Here is a 22135-nt window from a genome sequence, read left to right as displayed (position 1 = left end):
AATTGTATATAATTAGTGATTTTTTATAAAGCAATTTTAGTAAAATATCTAATTTATTTAGACTATAAAATGATTAATTATATTTATATTATGGTATAAAAAAAGCACAAATTTAATTGTACTTTTTTTCATAGAGATATATTTATATACTATTTTCGAAATACCAGGTCAAAGTAGTACTATACTTTCCGGCTTTCAAATGGTCTTCGTTAACATGGAGTAATAAGCCATCGTCTTTAGCCCAGTTTATTGCTGAGACTGCCTGACCATTATCGGTTTGAGCGATTTGAACCTTGTTATTTAATACTTCTGTGTAGGAAGTACCTTCGTAATATCTTAGACTAACTGGCAAAGTTTCATTGTTATTGTCCATGAACTCATTCATCTGGGAGACGTAAACTTTCACGCCATTTTTATCTCGACGTTGGTCATCAAAATCAATAATATTGTCAGATGAATTTGCTTCGGTAGAACGGTGTTTCAAAGTATCTTTGCTGAAAGAATTGATTGTTCCAAAGTTAATATCTTGCACAGTGGCAGATAAACTATTTGTAATGTAATTTATTTTGTCAATAGGAGCTTCCTTGCGATAGATATTACCGTCATTGTTAGTTCCGTATACATAAGGAATGTAAGAGCGTTCTTCTTTTTGAGTGATATTTTCGGCGGTCGTATCCACATCAATGTCTGCCGTTTCTTGCATATTTAGATTATCTAATGAAATAACAAGGTTGTCGGTATCGGAATCGTCTTCGTGAATAATTGAATAACGATCAGTATCTAATTTTTCGTCATTGATTTTAACACTATTGATTTCAGTGCCGCTGTGCATTGGAATCACGTAGAAGGCATCCTTTAGCAATCCTTCAGAACTATCGTTTTTGAGGGTATCGTGATAAGTAATATTATCCTGATTGACGACATTATTAAGCAAATGATCATTGTCTGATTCATCTGAATAGGATTTATTGGTCATTTTATTCGTTATTTGAATATTAGGATCTCCTGATGGAGTAACTGTCAATCGGGCTTTGTTAGTCGTGATTGTTTTAGAGATAAGATTGATTTTCAGAGTCAAGACTGCTTGGTAGAAGGCGTTGTTGTCGGCATAAGTGGTGTCGTCAGTTGTATATGAAGGACCGCCGTCGCTTTCTACTTTGGTTTTAGCGTCCGTAACGGGGTCGTAACGGTACCAGTCGATCGAAACAGAACCGTTATTCTCTTCATCGTCTTCACCACCAGTATTGCCTTTCAAAGTGAATGTAGCATTTTCACCAGATTTAACTTTTTGGTCATCTAATCCACCACCGATTTCGACGGTTTTTGTACCAGTGATTTTATTGCCACTAGGATTGGTCATAGTGGCAATAACTGTAACGATTCCTGACTTACCATCTTTATTGGCTGTAATCTCACCATCTTCATCGATTGTTGCCAGACTAGAATCGTCAACCGACCAAGTTATTGTTCCTGTAGCGTTACTTGGCGTTGGTTTGGCGTGCGCATAAGTCGTATTGGATAATTGATCGCTCGTATTGTATAGGTAGTCGTCATCAACAGTTACGTCTAAAGAGGTAGCATCCACTGGTTCTGGTAGGGCATGAACAGCCCCAATTCGTGAATAAAAATTCTTTTTGTTGATACCCAAAAAAGCATACTGAGTATCCAACTGATACCAAGTCGTTCCGGCTGCTTTAGGGGTGACAGGTAACTTACGTTTCTTACCGCCATCTGCTTTACTAACTTTAGTCCAGTTTTTGCCATCAGTAGTTTGCCACCATTGATAACTATCTGAGTCTAAAGCTCCGGTTAAAAAGGTCCAGACTGAACGTCCAGTGTTCGTCTTAATAGTAACGGAATCATTTACGGTAACGTAGTAATCCTCTTTAGGCTGTAAGGAATAACCACTAGTTAACCAGATTCCTAAAAATTTCTTAGGATCTTTAGTAGGTGTGTATTTAGGAACAACGACAATTTCTTCGTCAGCTTTAGTAAGTTGTTCGGATGAAAAAATTGATAAACCTAATACTAAGAAAGGTATGATTAATAGTAAAAATGTTTTTATATTTTTTGAAATATGCTTATAGAACCTCATCCAGACACCCCCAATATTCTTGCATAAATAAGTATATGTGAAAGTGATTACATTTGTGGTTCAATTTATATAAAAATTGTTTTGCTGATTTGATTTAATTAATGGTCAAAAAAATAAACCTCTAAGAGGTTTATCTTATTTTTGGACGTAAAGTATACGACATTATTAATGAAACAATTGCAGTTATTAGTAATACATAGAAACTAGTACCAAACGATCCGTTGGTAGTAACAGCCACTTGACCAGTAATAGCTGTTGAATTGACCAATCCAGCATACAAGGCACCGTATAAAGCAGCATAAAGTATCGTTGGTAGTAGTGTGAAGATTCTTACCAAGCGGATAGATCCACGAGTTCTAAAACTAGCCGCAATCAAAGCGATGATTGGTGAAAGGAAACAAATTAAACGGATCGCTGAAAAACCATTAGTAATCCAAGTGGGTTGAGCAGTACCAAGGTTAGCAGTATAGTTAGCTGCCGTTGAGATAGTACTTGTCAATGAGACACCATTTAAGAAGGGACCACCGATAGAAGCTATAAAACCAATGATAGAAGAGATAATAATGATTTTTTGAGCAGTAGTCTTTTTGTTAGTTTTAATTCTATCTTCCGCATAGTTTTTCTTGTTACGAGGTTTACTTTCATGTCTATCTGCGACGTAATCGTTACCTGAATCATTGTCTGGTTGAGACTTTTTTAAAGATGTTTCACGTTTGAGAGCCTTATTCGCACCTGTTTCATTACCGTGACCCAATTGGGAAAGTAAAAACCAAACAATTAATACGACAGCTAAAGCAATAAAACCATAGTTACGTTTGAATACCAATAAGATGGCTACAATAATGACAGCGATGATACTGATAAAAGCATTGTTTTTAGCAAACTTGATCATATTGTGGATAAAACCATCATTGGGATCAGTTTGTTCAGCCGCTTGTTTAGCTTTGGCGGCGCGTAATTCGCTTTCGGTTGGTTTGAAAGAATCACCAAGAGGTTCCTTGATAGGGTCGTCATAGTTATTTTTATATGGCTTTTGAGAAATTGGATTAAAGTCATTTTTACTATAGACTTGAGTTCTATCATCTAAAGGTTCATCACGATGCGTTTGAGAAGCCTTTTGAAATGATGAACGATCATTTTGTTTGAAGGTCTTCATTTCTGGTTCTTTTTCCTGAGACTCATTGTGCTGGTCATATTCACGTTTTTGAGCAGGAGCTTGTTGTAAGACAGACTTCTTTTCAGTTTTCTTTGAAGAAGGATCTTCTTGGTTTAATTCCTTTTCAATTTCAGACAAAGAACGAACTGAGTCATCATCCTTAGCTTCATTTGAAGTTTCAGTATTTTTCTTTTTTAGGGCATAGCCGCAATTATCACAAAATTTTTGATTTGGCTCAACTTTATGGCCACAATTTGGACAAAACATTTTTGCATTCCTCCATTATGTTGACAAAATAAGTATACAAGACGCCACTACTTATATGAAGCCATTTGCGAAAAGTTCACAAAAAGATCACATGTTGTATAGTTATATCCGAAACTTAATTATACAAAATATTTCTTCGTCGTGCTTAGAAATGTTCGAATATGTTAACAAAAAAACCTCATACAATAATGTATGAGGAAAACGACAAATGGTTTTGTTTCAGTCAAATAAGAAAGATTAGATTGTGTTTCAGGAAGACTGATAGACATTTTGCAGTTGTGTAAGGTAAGTTTATCTTCCCACTTGTATTATAACTAAAGCCAAATCTATTACGCTAATCTAGTTTGATATAATTGGATATTTATAATTTGTTATTCGGTATAAAGCTGTTTTAATTTATCCAATTTTGCTTGATCAATTCCGAGGGCTTTGTCTAGATAATTCTCAAAACTTCCATAGTAATGTTCGATGGCGTTAAAAATTGAGGTAATGCTTTCTAAATCGGCTTTGGTCATATTCATTTTGTTAATATCTTGATTACCGTTGGCGTCGTTTAAAGTTTTCTCGATTTCTTTGCTGTCTTGGTACATTAGATTAGTCAATAAATAATCTTTAGTGATGGTTTCATTGTCTACGTCTAAAGCTTTCAAAATTAAAAGGGCACCGATACCGGTTCTGTCTTTACCAGCGGCACAATGAAAGAGTAGGGATTGATGGTCTTGGTCGTTATCAAGTAAGAGGTCGAACAACATTTTATAAGCTGCTTGTCCATGTTTGTCGAGAACAACGCTTTGGTAGATTAAGCCTAAATATGAATAATCGCCATGATTGATAGCTCCAGCTAACTTGTCTCCATTACCGGTTAGTGGGTAAACGGGATCAGAATAAATTCTGTAAAAATCAGAAGAAACGTCTGACCATGTTTGTTGTTCATTCTCCGAACGGAAATCGACAACATATTTTAAACCATACTTTTTAAGGTACTTTAAAGAATTGGCTGTTAAGTTACTTATGTCTCCTGAACGAAGGAGTTTATTATATTTAATTGTTGTACCATCTTTAGTGGGATATCCACCAAGTTCACGTAAATTTATGGCACCTTCAAGATTTAAGATACGTTGCATTTTTATCCTCCCCGGTCTTGTTGCGTATTTTGGGTCATTAGAAGTAAAATAATAATAAGGTGACTTATAGTGAAAAATAAACTTTCAATTATTATGACAGCTTATAACGTAGATAGCTACATTTCAAGCTCGATTGAATCGGTGGTCGCTCAGACTAATCGTAATTTTGATTTAATTATTGTGGACGATTGTTCTACAGATCAAACTCGGAAAATAATTTTTTCTTATGAAAAAAAATATGATTGGATCTCTGTTGTTTGCCACAAACAAAATGCAGGTGTTTCGGCTGCCCGCAATACTGGATTAGCCAATGCCGATGGTAACTTAGTAACGTTCATTGATGGAGATGATTGGGTTGAACCCAGTTACGTAGAACACTTTCTTTCCAAATTTGAAGATTACGATGTAGATATGGTTACTTGCGGTTTTTTTAATGAGGGCGAGAATGGCAAAGTGAAAAATAAGGTTTCAAATCGTCAAACATCAGTCGTTGGGCGAGACGAAGCTATCAAACAAATAATTAAAATGACAGGTACTGTGATGGGTTACACGTGGAACAAAGCCTACATTCGTTCAATTATTACTGATAACAAATTAAGATTCCAAACTGATTTGGATTTAATGGAAGATCAAGTCTTTAATGTTGAATATGCGACCGTCGCACGTCAATTTTATTTAGATAATCTTCCTTTGTATCATTATATTTCTAGAAAAGACAGTATAACCAAACGTTTTGCCATGGAAAATGTCCGTGATGTTGGCGTCGCTAGAATGAAAGTTTACAAAGCGATTCGAGACAGTACTCGAAAAGAGAAGAATCAATTGGAGTAGTCGAGTGTCAACTCGACTTTTTTTGTGTCTGAAGCACTAAATAAAGAATAGCACTTTATAATATGCTTGCTTTCAAAAAAATATTTTCATAGAAGCAAAAACATCTAACAGATTCCACAATGCGTGATGGGATTTATTAGATGTTTATGTATAATAATTTATTCTTGAGAAAGATTGATATGTTTGTTGAAGAGGCTCAAGACGTCGTTATCGATACTGTGGGTAATGACGAATAAGGTTAAATTCTTATCCTGAGTCAAAAGGTTCATTACTTTGTAAGCATTATTTTTATCGAGCGCTGATGTCCCTTCGTCGACGATCAGAATGGGGCGCTTTCTTATAAAGAAACGTGCCAAGGAGACTCTTTGCAATTCCCCTCCAGAGAATACCTCGCTTTCTGAACCGATAAGGGTCTTCAATCCTTGTGAAAGTGAGGTGATTTTTTCTGATAATTGTGCTTTTTTCACGGCTGAATTTATTTGTTCAGAACTATATTTGTCATTTGATAAGGCAATATTATTGGCAATAGTATCGTTAAAAATATGATAACTCTGCGGTTGTAAGCCAAATATTTTTAAAAATGAAAGATTATTAAATGATGAGTATTCTATATTGTTTAATTTCAGCGAGCCTTTGTAGTCGTTTAGCCTGCCGCTTAAAAGGTTTATCAAAGTGGTTTTGCCACTGCCACTGGGACCGGTAATTAATACTTTGTCGCCTTTGGAAACATTTATATCAGGATATTTTATTTTGGTACCATTTTTATATTCATATGATAAATTGTGCAATTTAATATTTTTGATATTATCTATCTCATCTTGGTGTTTTTCGAAGCGGTCGACGGAAACAGGCTTAGTTAGAGATACAAGCTTGTCGTTAATAGAAGAACCAGATTGTAATAAAATTATACTGTCTGTGGAAACTGAAACGGCGCCGAACAACTGATAAGCAAGGTTTCCTGCACTCATGACAACACCAAAAGTAACCATATTGTTGATTGCTAAATAACCGGCTAAAGCATTGACAGCAACTTGTGCAGCCATGTTCATGAAAGCCCCGAATTGGACAGCAGTTTGTTGGGCTCTTTTTTGATCGACGTACGAATTTTCTAGGGTGTGAAAAGAATTATGGGTTTTTCTCCAAAGTTGAAAAAGGGCGTTGTTCCAAAGTAAATCGTGATAGCCTTTAGTCCAATCGTTTAATTTCTTTAGAAGCTTATCGTTATTACTTGAAATATTGCCGGTTGTTGTTCTTAATCTTTTTCCAACCAATTTAGGCACGAACATTAATAGGACGGTCATAATAACGGATGCTAAGAAAAGAGACCAATGTAAGGAAATTAGAGCAACAGAAGAAAGAATAATACCAAAGATACAATTGAATAATTTATAGAATCCCTTTAAATATTGTTGGTCGAATAAAAGAATATCGTTAGTAACAACATTGATAGTATCATCAGGGTTCAATTTATCCTCTAAAGCCAATGTCATTTGATTTCTCATGTATTTTTTACGAATATCGTGATTCGTAGCTTGAATCATTTTTTCTTCAAAAATATTGGCGTAGTAGCCAGTAAACCAATGGATTAAATATACCAATAGTATGGCGCCAGAAAGTATGAAGAATAGAGCTGTCTTACGGGAAATAATGGTGTTAGTAGCTGTTATTAAAATCAAATTAGCTACCGTTTCAAGTCCATTTGTAGAAATGGATAAGATGGTAATTATGATCATCATGAAAGGATGCTCTTGAATCATTTTCTTTATCATAGCAATTTCTTCTTTCTAACATTAATCTAATCTTTATAATTTATATCTAATATTACTCTCTGATAAAATTAAAAAAAGGCTTTATTTTTTTTTTTTTAGGATTATGATGGTTATCAATGGACGCGTATATAAAAAAATAAAATTAGTTAAAAATTAGAAACGTTTTAAATTATACGGAATTCAAAAAAGTTTCCTGAGACAAGTCAATAGATATTAATAAAAACGGAACAAACTGGTTTTATTTCTTTTTAAAGAGATAAAACGGCTGGTTCCGCTTTTTTTACGATTTAGAATATAATTTGAAGTGAGAAAACAATAGGATAATATGAGGTAAAGTATGCTAAAAATAAGTGAAATGGCTAAACTTGCTGATACGACACGTAGAACACTGATCTTTTATGATGAGCAAGGAGTTTTCCATCCTAAAGAGCGTAATGAGAAAGGGTATCGTTATTACGATTACGATCAGTTGTATGATTTATTATTTATTTTAGGGATGAAGAATTTGGGCTTGCCACTAGAAAAGATTAAAGAGTTGCAGAGTAAGCCTAATGGAAAAATTATTGATGAACTGATAAATGTTCAAGAGAATATAGATAAGAAAATTGATGAGCTTTCTAAAATTCAAACGGTTGTTAATAAAAAGATTTCGGCGGGTTCTGAATTAATGGCAAAATTGTATGAACCGATGGTGGCCCGTCGTCCTAGAACGATTTTTTGGTGTTCAAGAAAAGAAGCTTCATGTACGGACGAGGATATTGCTAGATTGTTTGGGGAGTTTTATAAACAATTGGATAAATTGGCTTTAATGGATGGCAATCAATCTGGATTTTTAACTGATTTACCTGAAATTGCTTCAGAGAAATATCCTGATGCGGCTTTTCGAGTCGTTAAGGCATCAAGCACCAATATCAGTCGCAAAGTTATGCCTAAGATAGAAAAGCCTAGTGGCGATTATGCAGTCGTTAAAGTTGAAAATAGCACGAAAGGGGTCCTTTACGGGCTTGATAAATTAAAGAAATTCTGTGACGATAAACATCTTTTGGTAACGACTGATATGTGGCAGTTGAATGATAGTAGTACGTTAACCAACCGTGGCGCCTCAGATAATATGTGGTTGGAATATTTAATTGAAAAATAGTGGGATTTGAATTAAGTATCAGATTGATTGTTTTTGAGATTTTTCTTGGGATATAAATCTTTTCGCTTTACATATACTGAAATATTTAAAAAATTTTGAATTGATCCTTGTCCTAGAGTCAGCTCCAGGATATAAGATGGTTTTATTCTTTAAACGAAAGGATATATAAAATATGAAAACAATTAATTGGTCTACAGACTATTTACCAGGAAAAACTGACAATTTCGTTTCCAACGAGGTTATTACTAGTGGCGTTGAAATTGAAGATATCTGGAATAACTTAGTTGATACTTCGAAATGGGAAAAATATTATGATAATGCAACAAATATTGATCTGAATGATAAAGAGGATACAAAACTCCATTTTGCAGAAACATTTCATTTTGATACTTTTGGTTTTCCAATAGATGCACAAGTCATGGAATTAGTAGCACCTGATGATGGAGAAGTGGCACGTTTAGCTTGGCATGGTTGGCAGAATGGCGATAGTGAGACACAGTTTGATGTCTATCACGCTTTCTTAATTGAAAAACTTACAGATGGACGAATTCGTTTATTGACTCAGGAATCACAAGTTGGTAAGCCAGCAGCAAAGTTGTCAAAACAGGAACCTAACCCAATGCTCAATGGACATCAAAAATGGTTAGACGGCTTGGTTAAATATACTAAGAATAATATGGAGAAAATGTAATAATGACAAAAACATGGTTAATAACAGGTACTTCCAGTGGATTCGGGAAAGAATTAGCACAAGTTGTTGCCAGTAAAAAAGATACTAACTTGGTTGCAGCAGCGCGGAAGATGTCTGATTTAGATTATTTGGATCAATATGACAGTAGTAGAATCGAAAAAGTAATTATTGATGTAACAGATCAATCAGAAATCAAAGCTGGCGTTTCCACGGCAAAAGAGAAATTTGGCACGATTGATGTATTAGTAAACAATGCTGGATTAGGATATTTTTCAACAATTGAAGAAAGCAATATGGATCAAGTTCGTTATATGTTTGAAGTTAATGTGTTCGGCTTGGCTAATATGACTAAGGCTGTATTACCAATTATGCGAGCTCAAAAATCAGGTGTTATTGTAAATCTCTCTTCTGCTTTGGCTTTGACGACCTTGCCAACAATGGGCTTTTATAGTGCTACTAAGTATGCTGTTGAAGGTTATTCCGATACTTTGCGACAAGAGGTAACAGATCTAGGTATACAAGTTATGAACGTTGAACCAAGTGGTGCTAGAACTGATTGGTCGGGACGTTCTTCAAATAAAGTTGTACCTAAGATTTCTGATTATCAACAATTTGGAGATTCCATTTCACATGTATCTGACTCCGTGACATCTTCACCAGGAGATCCTCAAAAAATAGCTGAAGTGATTTATAATCAAGTTGAGAATAATGAAGTGATTCCTAAACACTTACCGTTAGGTCAATTTGCCTATGAGGGTGGTCTTAATAATTTGGAGAATTTAGTCTCGGAAATAAAAAGTCGTCAAGATATTTCGTTATCTACAGATGATTAATGATAATAGAGGTAATTTATGAGCTATAGTATAGGGCAAGTATCGAAGAAATTAGGCGTCACAATTGATACGATTCGTTATTATGACAAATCAGGACTGTTGCCATTTGTTAATCGTAACGATATTGGTCGACGCGAATTTACGGACAATGATATTCATTTGATGAGAACAATTATTTGCTTAAAAAATGCTGGTGTCTCAATAGCTGATATCTCTAAATTTATTGAATATCGTCTTCAAGGAGATAATACTCTTGAGAAAAGATATGAATTATTAGAAAGACACCACAAAGATTTGCAACAAAGGATTACGGATTTAGAAGATACCATGAGTTATTTAAAATTCAAAGAATGGTATTACCGTACTGCTGTCGAAGCTGGAACTGAAACAATTCATTTTGTTCCTGGAACAAATGAGGTTATCCCAGATTTGGATAAGGAGTACAGTCAGCATTTAAAAGATGAAGGAAATTTGAAAGAATTACAGAATTTTATTAATGTTAAAGATTATCGCAATCGAGAAAATTAAATAAAAGCAAATGATTTGATGATCGTCTGTTTTGAGGTTGGGAGCTGAAATTTTGAAAAAAGTGATTATTTACGTTCATGGTAAAGGTGGCAGTGCCTCAGAAATTGAACGTTTTAAAGAAATTTGTCCAAATTATGATTTTGTTGGCGTCGCTTATCAAGAATATTTACCATGGATTGTTGAAAAACAAATCACAGATGTTTATGATCAAGTAAGCTCTCAATACGATCAAGTCCTTATACTAGCAAATAGTATTGGCGCATATTTTACGATGTTGACCAAGAAGATGAATATCAAAAAAGCTCTCTTCATTTCTCCATTGTTGAATATGGAACAGTATTTGGAAGATTTACTAGCTAAAAATTCTGTTACCGAATCAGAATTGGAACAGCAAAAAGTTGTAAGTATCAATGGTGAAGAAATAACATGGAAGAGTTTGCAGTACGTTCGAAAAAATCCTGTAGTTTGGAAAGTTCCCACTGAGATTCTTTATGGAGAACATGATGATCATACTTCTATGGAGACATTAGATAGTTTTACTAAGAGTCATAACGCTCACATAACGATTATGCAGGGTGGACAACACAGATTCCATACTAGAGAACAGCTTGCTTTTTTGAATAATTGGCTGAAAAAAAGTTTATCCTGATTGAAAAATGACAATTGTGTCACACGAAAAAGTGTTGAATTAAGATGTAAAAAAGGGCTGATACAGTAACCATTATTGATGATTGCTGTATCGGCCCTTTAATGTTTTATTAGATTTTTTTCTTCAAATGATAGGGTACAACACTTTTATCGGAATCTTTTACTTTAGATTTTTCATCTTTAGCAAAGTAAACCACAAAAGATTTGTTATCGCTGACATCCTCAGCAACGATAAGGGATGATTCATAAGGATCCTTAGCTTTGTAAATTTGTGCTCCACGGACAGCCTCACCAAAGTCTTTTGAATTGGCAATTGCATCACCGGGATTAAAAAATACCATTTCATCCATAAGTAACACATCCTTTCTTTACGAACATTATACAATTTTACAGGACAAGTAAGGAAAGATTATCATTCTTTTATATTATTCCGTTCTCAGCTATACTATGACATATGGAGGGTTAAATATGACTAACGTTGAAGATTACATTAAGAAGAATATTTTTGGTAAGCCACAATTAAAGCCTGATGAGAAGAACAAATTTTTGGGTAACTTTGCTGAGAGGGTAGCAATTGCCTTAACAGTTTCACAAGTGAAGAATCCAGATAATGTGAAAACGGTTGAAAATGTGATGCGGAAGTATCCTGAGTATCATCTTTATTTAAATGGTAAAATTGATTCATATTTACTGGATAATTACCTCCAGTTGAGTGTAAAATTAAAGTATAAGTTTACAATAGTTTCACAATCAGGAGTCCGTACTAAAGACCGTCCATTGTCGGAGAATGACATGGGATTGGTGATTGCTGATGAGAGTAAACCTGTTGGTAGACCAGTACTTATATAATTTTGGAGGACAAATATGTCTAATAGTACATTAGATAACGTTGCTTTACTTTCTTTAAATGGTAATCGACCATTAGCAAAAAGAATTTCTGACTATATGGGGATTCCATTATTGGATGCTTCGGTTTCACACTTTAGTGATGGTGAAATAAACATTCAAATGAACGAAAGTATTCGTGGCAAGGACGTTTACATCATTCATTCAGTTTCAGATCCTGTTAACGATAATTTTATGGAATTGATGATTGCTGTAGATGCTCTTAGACGTGCCAGTGCACAAAATATAACTTGTGTATTGCCATACTTTGCATATACTCGTTCAGATAGAAAATCTCGTTCAAGGGAACCTATCTCTGCTAAGTTATTTGCTAATATGTTGGAATTAGGTAAAGTCGATCGCGTGATCGCACTTGATATGCATGCTGATCAAATTCAAGGATTCTTTGATATCCCAGTTGATCACTTACGTGCTATGCCTATTTTCGCTAGCTATTTTGAAAAGAAAATCAAGAATCCTGATGACTTTGTTTTCGTTGCTCCAGATCACAATTCAACTAAACGTGCTCGTGCTTTGGCAGAAGTTTTTGGTTCACAAATTGCTATCGTTGACCAAAGATCAACTGAAGACGACGAAGTTATTCCTGATATCATTGGTGATGTCGATGGTAAACAATGTGTTATCGTTGATGATTTGATTGATACAGGAACAAGAATGATCAATAGCGCTGAGGCTGTTAAAGTTGCTGGTGCTAAGACAATTTCAGCAGTTGCAACACATCCTATCTTTTCAAAGGATGCAGCCAAGAAATTAGAAAAATCAGATTTGATGGAAGTACTAGTTTCAGATTCAATTGTAGTTCCAGATGATTGTAAGTTTGATAAATTAAAGATACTTTCTGTAACCGACTTGTTAGGCGATGCTATTAAGATGACTGAATTGAATGAATCAATCGACTCATTGTTCACAGTTCGTGATAGCTATACAGAAATTAAATAATTTTCTCAGTTTCACATAAAAGAATCTCAGTAGTCCAATTAAGGATTATTGAGATTCTTTTTTCTATTTATCAAAATACAAAATAATAGCCAAAATAAATATTTGTTGATACAGTAACAGTATTCAAAGGAGGCTCATTTAATGAAAGTACTTATTATTGGTGCCCATGGTAAAGTTGGGCGTTTGCTAGTTGAGGAACTACAAGCACAAAAGATTGATTTTGTCGCCGGATTACGTAAGGAAGAACAAATTAAGAAGTATGAAGACAAAGGAATTGCCACACAATATATTAATTTGATTGATTCAGCTGAGGATATTAGAGCAAGTATTGCGGCTTCAGGAGCTGATACGATAGTATTTAGTGCCGGAGCTGGTGGTGCTGGGGATGATTTAACAATGGAGATTGATCTTGATGGTGCAATCAAGACAATGGATATTGCTCAAGATCGCGGTATCAAGCGTTACATTATGGTCAGTGCTGTTTATAGCGATGATCCTAGCAAGTGGAATGCTTCTGGAATTAGACCATACTATACAGCTAAACATTATGCTGATAAGTATCTTCGTGGTACCGATTTGGATTATACCATCGTTCATCCAGGCACTCTTACAGATGATGATGCGACTGGAAAAGTTAAGATTCAAAGTAACTACGAAGGTGGTAGCGTTTCAAGACAAGACGTTGCTAAAGTGATTGCACAAGCCTTGAAGACACCTTCAACAATTAAAAAAGATTTCAATTTTGTCACGGGTGATGAGGATATCACAGACGTAATTGAATAAATCTTTAGAATATAGAAAACAAAAATGCCTGTATTGATTAGTAAATTTAATCAATACAGGCATTTTTATACTGGAAAATTGAGTTGACAACTAACCTAACAACTTACGATTTGCCCAATAAACCCAAACAATCAGCGGCAAAGTAATCATCATCATGGGATAAAACCACGCCATAGGTAAGAAGTTACTGATTAATCCACCAGTGATTGGTCCCAAAGACATCCCTAGATCGACGCCGATGAAGAAGGTACTGTTGGCAATTCCATGTTCATTTTGATTTACCACCATCAAAGCTTTAGCCTGACAAATTGAGAACATCAAACCGTAGCCAACGGCTAAACCAGTCGTACTAATTAACAAGAGGAACCAGTTGGTCAAATAAGTCAATCCGATAAGTCCAACGAAGTTACCGAGTAAACTTATCCATAAGAATTTGCGAAAAGGTACTCGATCAAAAAGATCACGCATTGATAATCGTAGAACTAGTAAAATAACAGCATAGATGGGGAAAAATATTCCTGGCGAAACATTGAAATGACGGCGAGCAATGTAGCTGACGATATAGGTCTGGGTAGCAAAATAAGGCAATGAAAAGAGCAATAAAATTATCGCAATTGGAACAACACGAGGCTGAACGATTCTCAAGTGGTGTGGCTTAGAAGCTTTAGAACTTTTGGTAGGTAGACCACGATTAGTCACGAATTGAATAATGATAATCAAAAATAGACTGTAAAAAGCAGCCACCCAAAATGAAGATTGGTGACTAACATGTTTGTAAAGATAAATACTAATAGCAGGACCACAAGCCATACCCAAAGCATTAGCCAAACCATAAATTCCCATACCAGCTCCGACACGAGTCGGTGGCAATAAATCGGCGATCCAAGTTGACATGCAAACGGAACATAAAGTGTATCCTAAACCATTTATAATTCTCAAAAAAGTGATAAGAGCAATATTAGTAGTCAGACTGTATCCTAGATTGGCTAGCAGTAAAAATGAAGCTCCAATCATAGTTAGTTGGTATTTGGAAACACGATCAGTTAAATTCCCGGCGATTGGTCGTAACAATAATGATGTTATATTCATGATTCCGGCAATCAAACCAGCGATGGCGCTGGTGGCTCCGATACTTTGAGTGAATTCAGCGATGATTGGCGTAATTAGCATTGAACTCATCATGTAAAAGAAACTGGCAATCAAAACCAGAATTACATTAGGTGTATATAAGCGAGTTTTCATAATAAATTTTCTACTTTCTAAATAGGTCAATGAATTTATTATAGATGTATTTCGTCATAAATTGGGTAATTTAGATTGGTTTTCAGAAAAATAGGACTCAGAAATCATTGAGATAGATTTCTGAGTCCTATTATCATTAGGCTGAATGCCATTATAGGTATTCAGTTTTTTTGTTTAAAAAAGATTAACTGCATGAGATACTGGAATTAGAACTAAAAAATTGGGATGCAACATTGTCCTCTCTGGGGTGAGAAAACATGATAAAATCGAATTTTTTAGAATATGTATAGCTATTATTGTTACCCTTTCAGCTTCTTGGATAGTATCAGTCATTTGACCTTCAGGATTTTCTTTTGATGGTAACACCATCAAGGCATTATTAATAGTGAATATTTGTTTTGCTTTAGAGAAACAAGTTACTTTGTTATATAAACAAAATAAGTTATGTAGGAGAAAAGGCAAATGTTAAATTTAGCGGTTTGTGATGATAATGTAGATGATTTGGATAAGATTATAAAATATATAAGTATATATGAAATCAGACATAATATTGATTTTAAAACGTATTATTTTAGTGATATAAATGATTTGAAAGAATATATGAGACAAGCTGAACTACTTAATATTGTGTTATTGTTGGACGTCCAGATGAATGCAAATAATGGAATTGATGAAGCTAAGCTGTTAAGAAAAAACTATGGCTCTAAAATACGAAGTGTTATTTTTATTTCAAGCTATCCAGAATTTGTATTTGATTCTTTTGGAGCAAATCCGGATGGATATATATGTAAGCCTGTTGTTTATGAAAAATTAGAAAAAATATTATCAACTATTTTAGCTAATTTTGAAAGAGATGAGAGGGAAAAAAAGGTAATTATGATTAAAGATATTGATAACAATAGTACTGAGATTATACCTGAGGATAAAATTATTGCCATTCAAGTTATGAATTCCTATGATAGATCGATATCTATAACTATGGAAAATAAATCTATTATTATTCATAATAGGTTAAATGATTTAAAAGAAAAATTAAATAAAAAATATTTCTTTCAAATTTATAGATCAGTGATTATTAACATAAGGCGAGTAAAGGCAGTGAAAAGTGGAGTTGTTCTGATGGAAGACAAAGATATCGTTTTGCCTTTATCGAGATTAAGAAGGAAAAAATTGATAGATAAATTAGATAGTTTTATCCTATCTGGGATGAATGAAAGTGAATAATTATTTAGTCGATTGCGCAATACTGGTTTCTGCTATAGTACATGTCACAATAATGTTTAACTATGTTGATATAATATTTGTACGTAGAAATAATATAAAACTATTTCTTTTAATTATCTCCTTTGTAATTAATGTATTAATTGGTTTCATATCTACAATAATTGTAATAAGTCCATTATTGACAGGCACCATAACAATTATTGGATGGATTACTTTACTTATGCTGTACAAGGGGAAATTTATTTTAAAATTTCTTTATATGATTTCCTTCTTTGTTGTGAATGCTGTATTAGAGTTATTAAGTTTCTATATATTAATTATAGAAAATATCTCATATGTTGATGAATTTAGTCGTGGAAAGGCTTTTGTGATTTCAACAATAATTGGGATTTTATTTTTTCTGATATTTAAACACGTATTCAGCTTCGGCAATTCAAAAATAAGCTGGATGATAGTGATATCAGTATATTCATTACCCGTGATTGGATTAATATTTGATACGGTATTATTTTATAGATCAGTTGAATATACGGTTGGTTTACAAGTATTGATAGTTATTTGTTCTCTGTTATTGTCTGTCAATTCGATATTTATAGTTAATAAACTAGGAAAAAATGAATTCGAATTACAAAGATATGCATCCTTAAGTGGCCTATATAAAGAGCAACAACAGAAAATTAAGTTACTAGATAAGGAGGAAAGAGAACTTTCAATACAAGTACATCGAAGTGATGAAGTATTAATTAAAATATATGAGGCAATTCAAAGTAATGATGTTTCTCTAGCCAGAACTTTAATTGAGAATAGATTTTTGACTTTAAATACTAATTTATTAAGAATAAGTAATCCAACTGGAAAAATCTCTATGAGACTATTAATAGATAAGATAAAGGATACTTGTGATGAAAATGGAATTGAATTTATTAGTAACTATCATTCTGAAGATATAAGTGATTTCATTAGTGTAAAAGATCAAGTCAATCTTATGAGCGTTATATTTGCTAAGGCATTTGAAGATATCGTCAAACAAGATATTGATAAGAAATTTTTTGAAATTAAAATTTATAAAGAAGAATCAAGAGTAAGCATATTTATTTCTTATTCGAAAAAAATGTCTTTAAATCAGTTTAGAAATTTCAGATACAAAGATTTTGCGCGTAAAGATTATGGATTAAAATTTATTGATTTAATAGTAAAAAACTACTTAGGGCATGTTAGTTTGAAAATAACTGGAAACTCTTTTGGCATATTAATAACATTAATAAATGAATAGGGGAAATAAATGAGGAGTATATCAGAAAAATTGGTTAAATATTTAATTACTTTGTCGTTATTTTATTCTTTATTTCTATATTTTATGAAGCACGGAAGCATAAGATACATTTCATAGCAAAATTTGTACATTTAGAAGAAAAATCACTTCATCGTAAGTGATTTTTTTTATTATTTAGGTATAGAGAGAAGTAAAGGGAGGGATGGAATGAAAGATTGAAAAGATTCTTTATTAAAATTCTCATTATGTACAAGTTGCTGCTCTCGCCGTAACTGGTATATTAGGAGGAGTAACCGTTAAAAGTGGAATTTGGTTTGATTATAATTTCTTGATGGGGACAATTAATAATTGGGGATGGCAATAGATTAAGGCATTTGGAGTGATAAACATTGAAAAAAAATTTGATTAGAATATGCATAAGTATCCTGATTACTTTCTTAATTTCTTGGGTATTATCAATTATTTTCCCTTCAAAATTTTCTTTTAACAATGATGTTATCAAAACGCTACTAATATTTAATGTTTGCTATGCTTTTGGAACGTTAGTAAACATTAAAAGAATTCTAAAATAAAATCTAAAAATAAATGCCCCAAGGTATACAGACTGAATAATAGAATCTGTGTACTCAAGGGCTTTTTTTGTTCCCATAAGAGGTATTAAATTGAAGAAAGGGCAGATGAATTATGTAATCAATATTTAGAAATGTTTAAAAAACGTAGTGGTAATTTTTATTATAGAAACGACTACATGAATTTGAAGTGATCAAATGAATAAGGGAACAAAGTTACTGAATATTTCTGAGGGATATCTTTCTAATTTGAAGAGAAAACATATAAATAAGGTTCAGAAATCATTTAAGATTTCTGAACCTTACTTATATGTCCTAGGCAAGTGAAGTTTCCGGAACGGTCGTATGTTTTCTTTCCAAACGACGGGAAATATTCTTTCGGAGCAACTCATTTTCAAAGATGATCTGATCAAAATCATTCTCAAGTAGATAACGAGCAACTTGCTTTGAAAAGTAATTAGCTTTGACAGTATCCTTTTTAGTCGAACGTTTCATAAATTTCTTGATAAAGTTATTTGTCATTGAATTAAAGACGTTTGTAAGAAAAGGAATTTTAATCTGTTTAGTATTAGCGGTGTACCAAACTTTTTGATTATCGAGTGTGATGATAAGTTCGTTACCATCGACATAGGGAATCTTTTTGGTATTCATGGCTACAACAGCAATTTTTTTTGGCATATTCAAGACTCCTTACTGTGTTTAATTATTAGCATAATATCATGATAAAAAATATATTGATAAAAAACGACTTTATTGCTTGCTGATACAATGCTCTAATCCCTTGCTGACTCAAGTATAGCGGAGTATCTAGACATTTTGTAGTGTTTATTTAGCACTTAAAAAATAACAACGCTTACATTGATTTTGATCAATTATTTGATCAAGAATATCTAAACAAAGTAATAATAAATTAAACTTAAAAATTCATTTTTTATAATAAAAATTGAGGAAATAGTATCTAAATTTAAAACTAGACTTGACGTATAGTTTAGAAAACGCTATCATAGTTTTTGTAAACGATGTGTGTCACTGATTCGATCAGGCATAAACCTACTAGTATTGCGTCTATTTTGTACGCGATTAGTGGGTATTTTTTTTAGGAGGGTGAGTCGTTGAAATTTATAAGAAATTATAATAATAATGCCGCTCTCGTAGTTGATGACCATCATGTTGAATGGGTAGTTATTGGAAAAGGCATCGGATTTGGTAAGAAAACGGGTGATGTGGTGGACGCATCAAAAATCACTCAACGTTTTAAGTCAGAGAATACAGCAAACATAGATAATTTAGGGGAATATAATAAATCAATCATTGATACTGCTTCTGATGTTGTAAACGATGTCGAATCTTTTCTAAAAGTTAAATTCAATGATTATCAATATTTAATTTTGGCTGATCATATCAATTTTGCCTATAAAAGGGCAAAAGAAAACATTGAGTTTACGGATCGAGCAGTTAATTGGGAAGTAAAAAAATTATTTCCCAAAGAGTATCAGGCATCATTAAGAGCAATAAAGATTATTGATCAAGATTTGCAAGTTGAATTTACTAAGGACGAACTAGTCTTTTTAACTTATCATTTTGTGAATGTGGAGAATGAAAAAGAATCCCTTCAGGACACGATCCAGGTCTCCAAAATGATTTCCGACATAATCGATATCATTCAGATCAGTTATCACGCTACTTTGGACGATGAATCGTTCAATTATAGTCGATTGGTCTCTCATCTGAGATATTTCTTGATTAGAAAGATCAAATCCAATAAGCCTGCTAGTGAACAATTAGATCCTAGTTTATTGAAATTAATGATTGTTAAATATCCCCAAGAAAATGAAACTGTTCAAAAGATTTCAACATTTTTGCGAAATACTAAAGGATGGGCACTTTCGTCAAATGATCAAGTGTATTTGATCTTGCACGTCTGGCGAGTAACTCATCGAGAAAATTAATACCAGCGTGTTACTGTTCGGCAGGCATTAGCTCAGGAATTTCACTATTTTATTTATTTAGAATGGTGTAAACTCTTGAGCTTTTTTGTTTGCCTTGTAGTGAAGGAGGAAAACATGAAAGACTATGATAGTTTATCTAAGAAAATTATTAAATTAGTCGGTGGCAAGGACAATGTAAAAAGCGTCGTTCACTGTGCCACAAGATTACGTTTCAAATTAAAAGATGAAAAAAAGGCTAATACTGAAGAACTCAAGGATACCGATGGTGTCGTGACAGTTGTTCAGAGCGGTGGTCAATATCAAGTTGTTATCGGTAATGAAGTTGCCGACGTTTATGACCACTTGATTAAGATTGGAGGTTTCCCTGATGGGGGAACTGTTCCAGATGATTATGGCGAAGACGATGAAAAAACTAGTCTATTAGATAAATTCATTGATTTGATTTCTGGAATTTTCGCCCCAGCATTAGGCTCTTTAGCCGCAACTGGTATGATCAAAGGTTTAGCTACGATTCTATTAACAACTGGTGTAGTAACTAAGACTTCTGGTACGTACATAATTCTTTACGCTATTGGTGATGCGTTCTTCTATTTCTTGCCAATTATTTTAGGATTGTCAGCTGCCAAGAAATTTGGCGTTGATCAATTCATCGGTTTGTCAATTGGGGCTGCTTTGGTTTATCCAACCATCGTAGCTTTGAATCCAACGGCTGTAACCGGAAAACCATTGTTCACTTTGTTTGCTAATACAGCTTTATCTTCACCAATTCATATTACATTTTTGAAGATTCCTGTAATCATGATGAACTATACTTCATCAGTTATTCCAATCATTGTGGCAATGTGGATTGCCTCTAAAGTTGAAGGATATTTAAAGAAGGTCATTCCAACATTTGTTAAGACTTTCTTAGTACCATTCTTTACCTTAATCGTTGTTGTTCCTTTGACTCTATTAGTTGTTGGTCCGATAACTTCATGGATCAGTGACGCTTTAGCTGCTGGTGCTTCAGGACTTTATAACTTTAGCCCAATTCTTACTGGTATTCTTATCGGTGGTCTATGGCAGGTTTTGGTTATCTTCGGATTGCACTGGGGACTTGTTCCATTGGCTATGTTAAATATTCAAACGCTTCATTATGATCCAATTCTTGTATTGACTGGTGCCGCTTCATTTGCTCAAATTGGTGCTGTTCTAGCTGTAATTATGAGAGTTAAGAGTAAGAAGGTTCAAGGACTTGGTTGGTCAGCCTTTTTGTCAGGTATCTTTGGAATTACCGAACCAGCCATTTATGGTATTACCTTACCTCGTAAGAAAGTCTTTACAATGAGTTGTATTGGTGCCGGTATCGGTGGTGCTTTACTAGGAATATTTGGAACTAAGAGTTACATGGTCGGAGGTTTAGGTGTCTTCTTACTACCTAGTTATATTGGCTCTGGCGGTATGGATATGACGGTTTATGGTGCTCTTATTTCTTGGGTTGTAGCTTTTGTTGCTGCACTTGGACTCTCATTAGTCTTTGGATTTAGTAAGGATGAACTGAAAGCTGAAAATGCTTCAAACGAAACTGTTACTAACAACAATGCTGAACCACAATTAGCAACTGCTATGGCTAGTTCAGCTGCAGCAACAACAACTGCTGCTCCAGAAACAGTTGAAAAAGAAGCTGTTGTTCCAGAAACAATTATTAGTCCTATTAAAGGTTCGGCTATTCCACTAAGTGAAGTTAAGGACGAAGTGTTTGCTTCAGAAGCACTTGGTAAAGGAATTGCCATTCTTCCTGATGAAGGAAAAGTTTATTCACCTGTTGATGGTAAAGTTACCGTTGTTTTCCCAACTAAACATGCGATTGGAATTAATTCTAAAGGTGGCGCTGAATTGTTGATCCATATCGGTATGGATACGGTACAACTTGAAGGAAAAGGTTTCACTAGTCATGTTGAAAAGGATCAAGAAGTACATCAAGGACAATTGTTGATGGAGTTTGATGTTGATGGAATCACTAATCAGGGTTATGACGTTACAACGCCAATTGTCGTAACTAATACTAAGAACTATAACGAAGTCAAAACGTTAACTGATGGTCATGTTGAACCAGGAGATAGTGTGATTGATTTAAGTTAGGCTTTAATTTTTATGCCAGAAAGCGTTAACATGTAAATATAATGAA

At 33.8% G+C, this 22135-nt stretch carries 20 protein-coding genes; 13 read left to right on the top strand and 7 right to left on the bottom strand.

Annotated features, from left to right (window positions below):
- Positions 1-142: 142 nt before the first annotated feature.
- From LA20249_RS07070 to LA20249_RS07060, 3 genes are all read right to left on the bottom strand, one after another.
- A complete protein-coding gene (locus LA20249_RS07070) occupies positions 143-2095 on the bottom strand; it encodes an Ig-like domain-containing protein (protein ID WP_057737045.1) in 1953 nt (650 codons plus the stop codon).
- Positions 2096-2225: 130 nt separating this feature from the next.
- On the bottom strand, positions 2226-3518 hold the full coding sequence (locus LA20249_RS07065) for a zinc ribbon domain-containing protein (protein WP_057737043.1): 1293 nt from the start codon (positions 3516-3518) through the stop codon (positions 2226-2228).
- 371 nt (positions 3519-3889) lie between these two features.
- Entirely contained in the window at positions 3890-4642 is a 753-nt protein-coding gene (locus LA20249_RS07060; RefSeq protein ID WP_057737041.1) for a tyrosine-protein phosphatase, read from the bottom strand.
- 69 nt (positions 4643-4711) lie between these two features.
- On the opposite strand from LA20249_RS07060, the gene LA20249_RS07055 reads away from it, so the two are divergent.
- Positions 4712-5473 (top strand): glycosyltransferase family 2 protein, encoded by a 762-nt coding sequence (locus tag LA20249_RS07055; protein ID WP_057737039.1) that lies wholly within the window; start codon positions 4712-4714, stop codon positions 5471-5473.
- A gap of 158 nt (positions 5474-5631) precedes the next feature.
- On the opposite strand, the gene LA20249_RS07050 is transcribed toward LA20249_RS07055, so the two are convergent.
- Positions 5632-7242, bottom strand: coding sequence for an ATP-binding cassette domain-containing protein (locus LA20249_RS07050; protein WP_057737037.1), 1611 nt, complete (start codon positions 7240-7242; stop codon positions 5632-5634).
- Positions 7243-7579: 337 nt separating this feature from the next.
- On the opposite strand from LA20249_RS07050, the gene LA20249_RS07045 reads away from it, so the two are divergent.
- The 5 genes from LA20249_RS07045 (at position 7580) to LA20249_RS07025 (ending at position 11084) form a co-directional block, all read left to right on the top strand.
- Complete coding sequence (locus LA20249_RS07045) at positions 7580-8383, top strand: MerR family transcriptional regulator (RefSeq protein WP_057737035.1); 804 nt, start codon at positions 7580-7582, stop codon at positions 8381-8383.
- Between the two features lie 172 nt (positions 8384-8555).
- Positions 8556-9074 carry an SRPBCC family protein gene (locus LA20249_RS07040; protein ID WP_057737033.1) on the top strand — a complete coding sequence of 173 codons (519 nt, stop codon included), beginning with the start codon at positions 8556-8558 and terminating at the stop codon, positions 9072-9074.
- A gap of 2 nt (positions 9075-9076) precedes the next feature.
- Entirely contained in the window at positions 9077-9907 is an 831-nt protein-coding gene (locus tag LA20249_RS07035) for an SDR family NAD(P)-dependent oxidoreductase (RefSeq protein ID WP_057737031.1), read from the top strand.
- An 18-nt stretch (positions 9908-9925) separates the two neighbouring features.
- On the top strand, positions 9926-10435 hold the full coding sequence (locus LA20249_RS07030) for a MerR family transcriptional regulator (protein ID WP_057737029.1): 510 nt from the start codon (positions 9926-9928) through the stop codon (positions 10433-10435).
- Positions 10436-10496: 61 nt separating this feature from the next.
- Positions 10497-11084 carry a YqiA/YcfP family alpha/beta fold hydrolase gene (locus tag LA20249_RS07025; RefSeq protein ID WP_235806729.1) on the top strand — a complete coding sequence of 196 codons (588 nt, stop codon included), beginning with the start codon at positions 10497-10499 and terminating at the stop codon, positions 11082-11084.
- Between the two features lie 109 nt (positions 11085-11193).
- Here LA20249_RS07025 and LA20249_RS07020 read toward each other — a convergent pair whose 3' ends face one another.
- Positions 11194-11433 (bottom strand): hypothetical protein, encoded by a 240-nt coding sequence (locus tag LA20249_RS07020; RefSeq protein WP_057737025.1) that lies wholly within the window; start codon positions 11431-11433, stop codon positions 11194-11196.
- A 118-nt stretch (positions 11434-11551) separates the two neighbouring features.
- Between LA20249_RS07020 and LA20249_RS07015 the strand changes: the two genes are divergently transcribed.
- From LA20249_RS07015 to LA20249_RS07005, 3 genes are all read left to right on the top strand, one after another.
- Complete coding sequence (locus tag LA20249_RS07015; protein WP_057737023.1) at positions 11552-11932, top strand: YueI family protein; 381 nt, start codon at positions 11552-11554, stop codon at positions 11930-11932.
- 15 nt (positions 11933-11947) lie between these two features.
- Complete coding sequence (locus tag LA20249_RS07010; protein ID WP_057737021.1) at positions 11948-12928, top strand: ribose-phosphate diphosphokinase; 981 nt, start codon at positions 11948-11950, stop codon at positions 12926-12928.
- Positions 12929-13069: 141 nt separating this feature from the next.
- Positions 13070-13711, top strand: a complete 642-nt coding sequence (locus LA20249_RS07005) for an SDR family oxidoreductase (protein WP_057737019.1) — start codon at positions 13070-13072, stop codon at positions 13709-13711.
- Between the two features lie 90 nt (positions 13712-13801).
- Here LA20249_RS07005 and LA20249_RS07000 read toward each other — a convergent pair whose 3' ends face one another.
- Complete coding sequence (locus LA20249_RS07000; RefSeq protein WP_057737017.1) at positions 13802-14953, bottom strand: MFS transporter; 1152 nt, start codon at positions 14951-14953, stop codon at positions 13802-13804.
- 462 nt (positions 14954-15415) lie between these two features.
- On the opposite strand from LA20249_RS07000, the gene LA20249_RS06995 reads away from it, so the two are divergent.
- Positions 15416-16177: a LytR/AlgR family response regulator transcription factor gene (locus tag LA20249_RS06995; protein WP_057737016.1), complete on the top strand. Its 762-nt coding sequence runs from the start codon at positions 15416-15418 to the stop codon at positions 16175-16177.
- A complete protein-coding gene (locus LA20249_RS06990; RefSeq protein ID WP_057737014.1) occupies positions 16170-17450 on the top strand; it encodes an ATP-binding protein in 1281 nt (426 codons plus the stop codon). Before LA20249_RS06995 ends, LA20249_RS06990 begins: the two co-directional genes overlap by 8 nt.
- 884 nt (positions 17451-18334) lie before the next feature.
- On the opposite strand, the gene LA20249_RS06985 is transcribed toward LA20249_RS06990, so the two are convergent.
- A complete protein-coding gene (locus LA20249_RS06985; protein WP_057737012.1) occupies positions 18335-18697 on the bottom strand; it encodes a hypothetical protein in 363 nt (120 codons plus the stop codon).
- Positions 18698-19131: 434 nt separating this feature from the next.
- Here LA20249_RS06985 and LA20249_RS06980 point away from each other — a divergent pair, with 434 nt between their 5' ends.
- Positions 19132-19968 carry a PRD domain-containing protein gene (locus LA20249_RS06980; protein WP_057737010.1) on the top strand — a complete coding sequence of 279 codons (837 nt, stop codon included), beginning with the start codon at positions 19132-19134 and terminating at the stop codon, positions 19966-19968.
- Positions 19969-20082: 114 nt separating this feature from the next.
- On the top strand, positions 20083-22089 hold the full coding sequence (locus LA20249_RS06975) for a beta-glucoside-specific PTS transporter subunit IIABC (protein ID WP_057737008.1): 2007 nt from the start codon (positions 20083-20085) through the stop codon (positions 22087-22089).
- Positions 22090-22135 lie beyond the last annotated feature (46 nt).

The sequence above is a fragment of the Companilactobacillus alimentarius DSM 20249 genome, from assembly GCF_002849895.1.
In the GTDB taxonomy this organism is placed as follows: Bacteria; Bacillota; Bacilli; order Lactobacillales; family Lactobacillaceae; genus Companilactobacillus; species Companilactobacillus alimentarius.
Note: the sequence above shows the minus strand (reverse complement) of the source record. Positions and strands in the feature narration are given on the sequence as shown.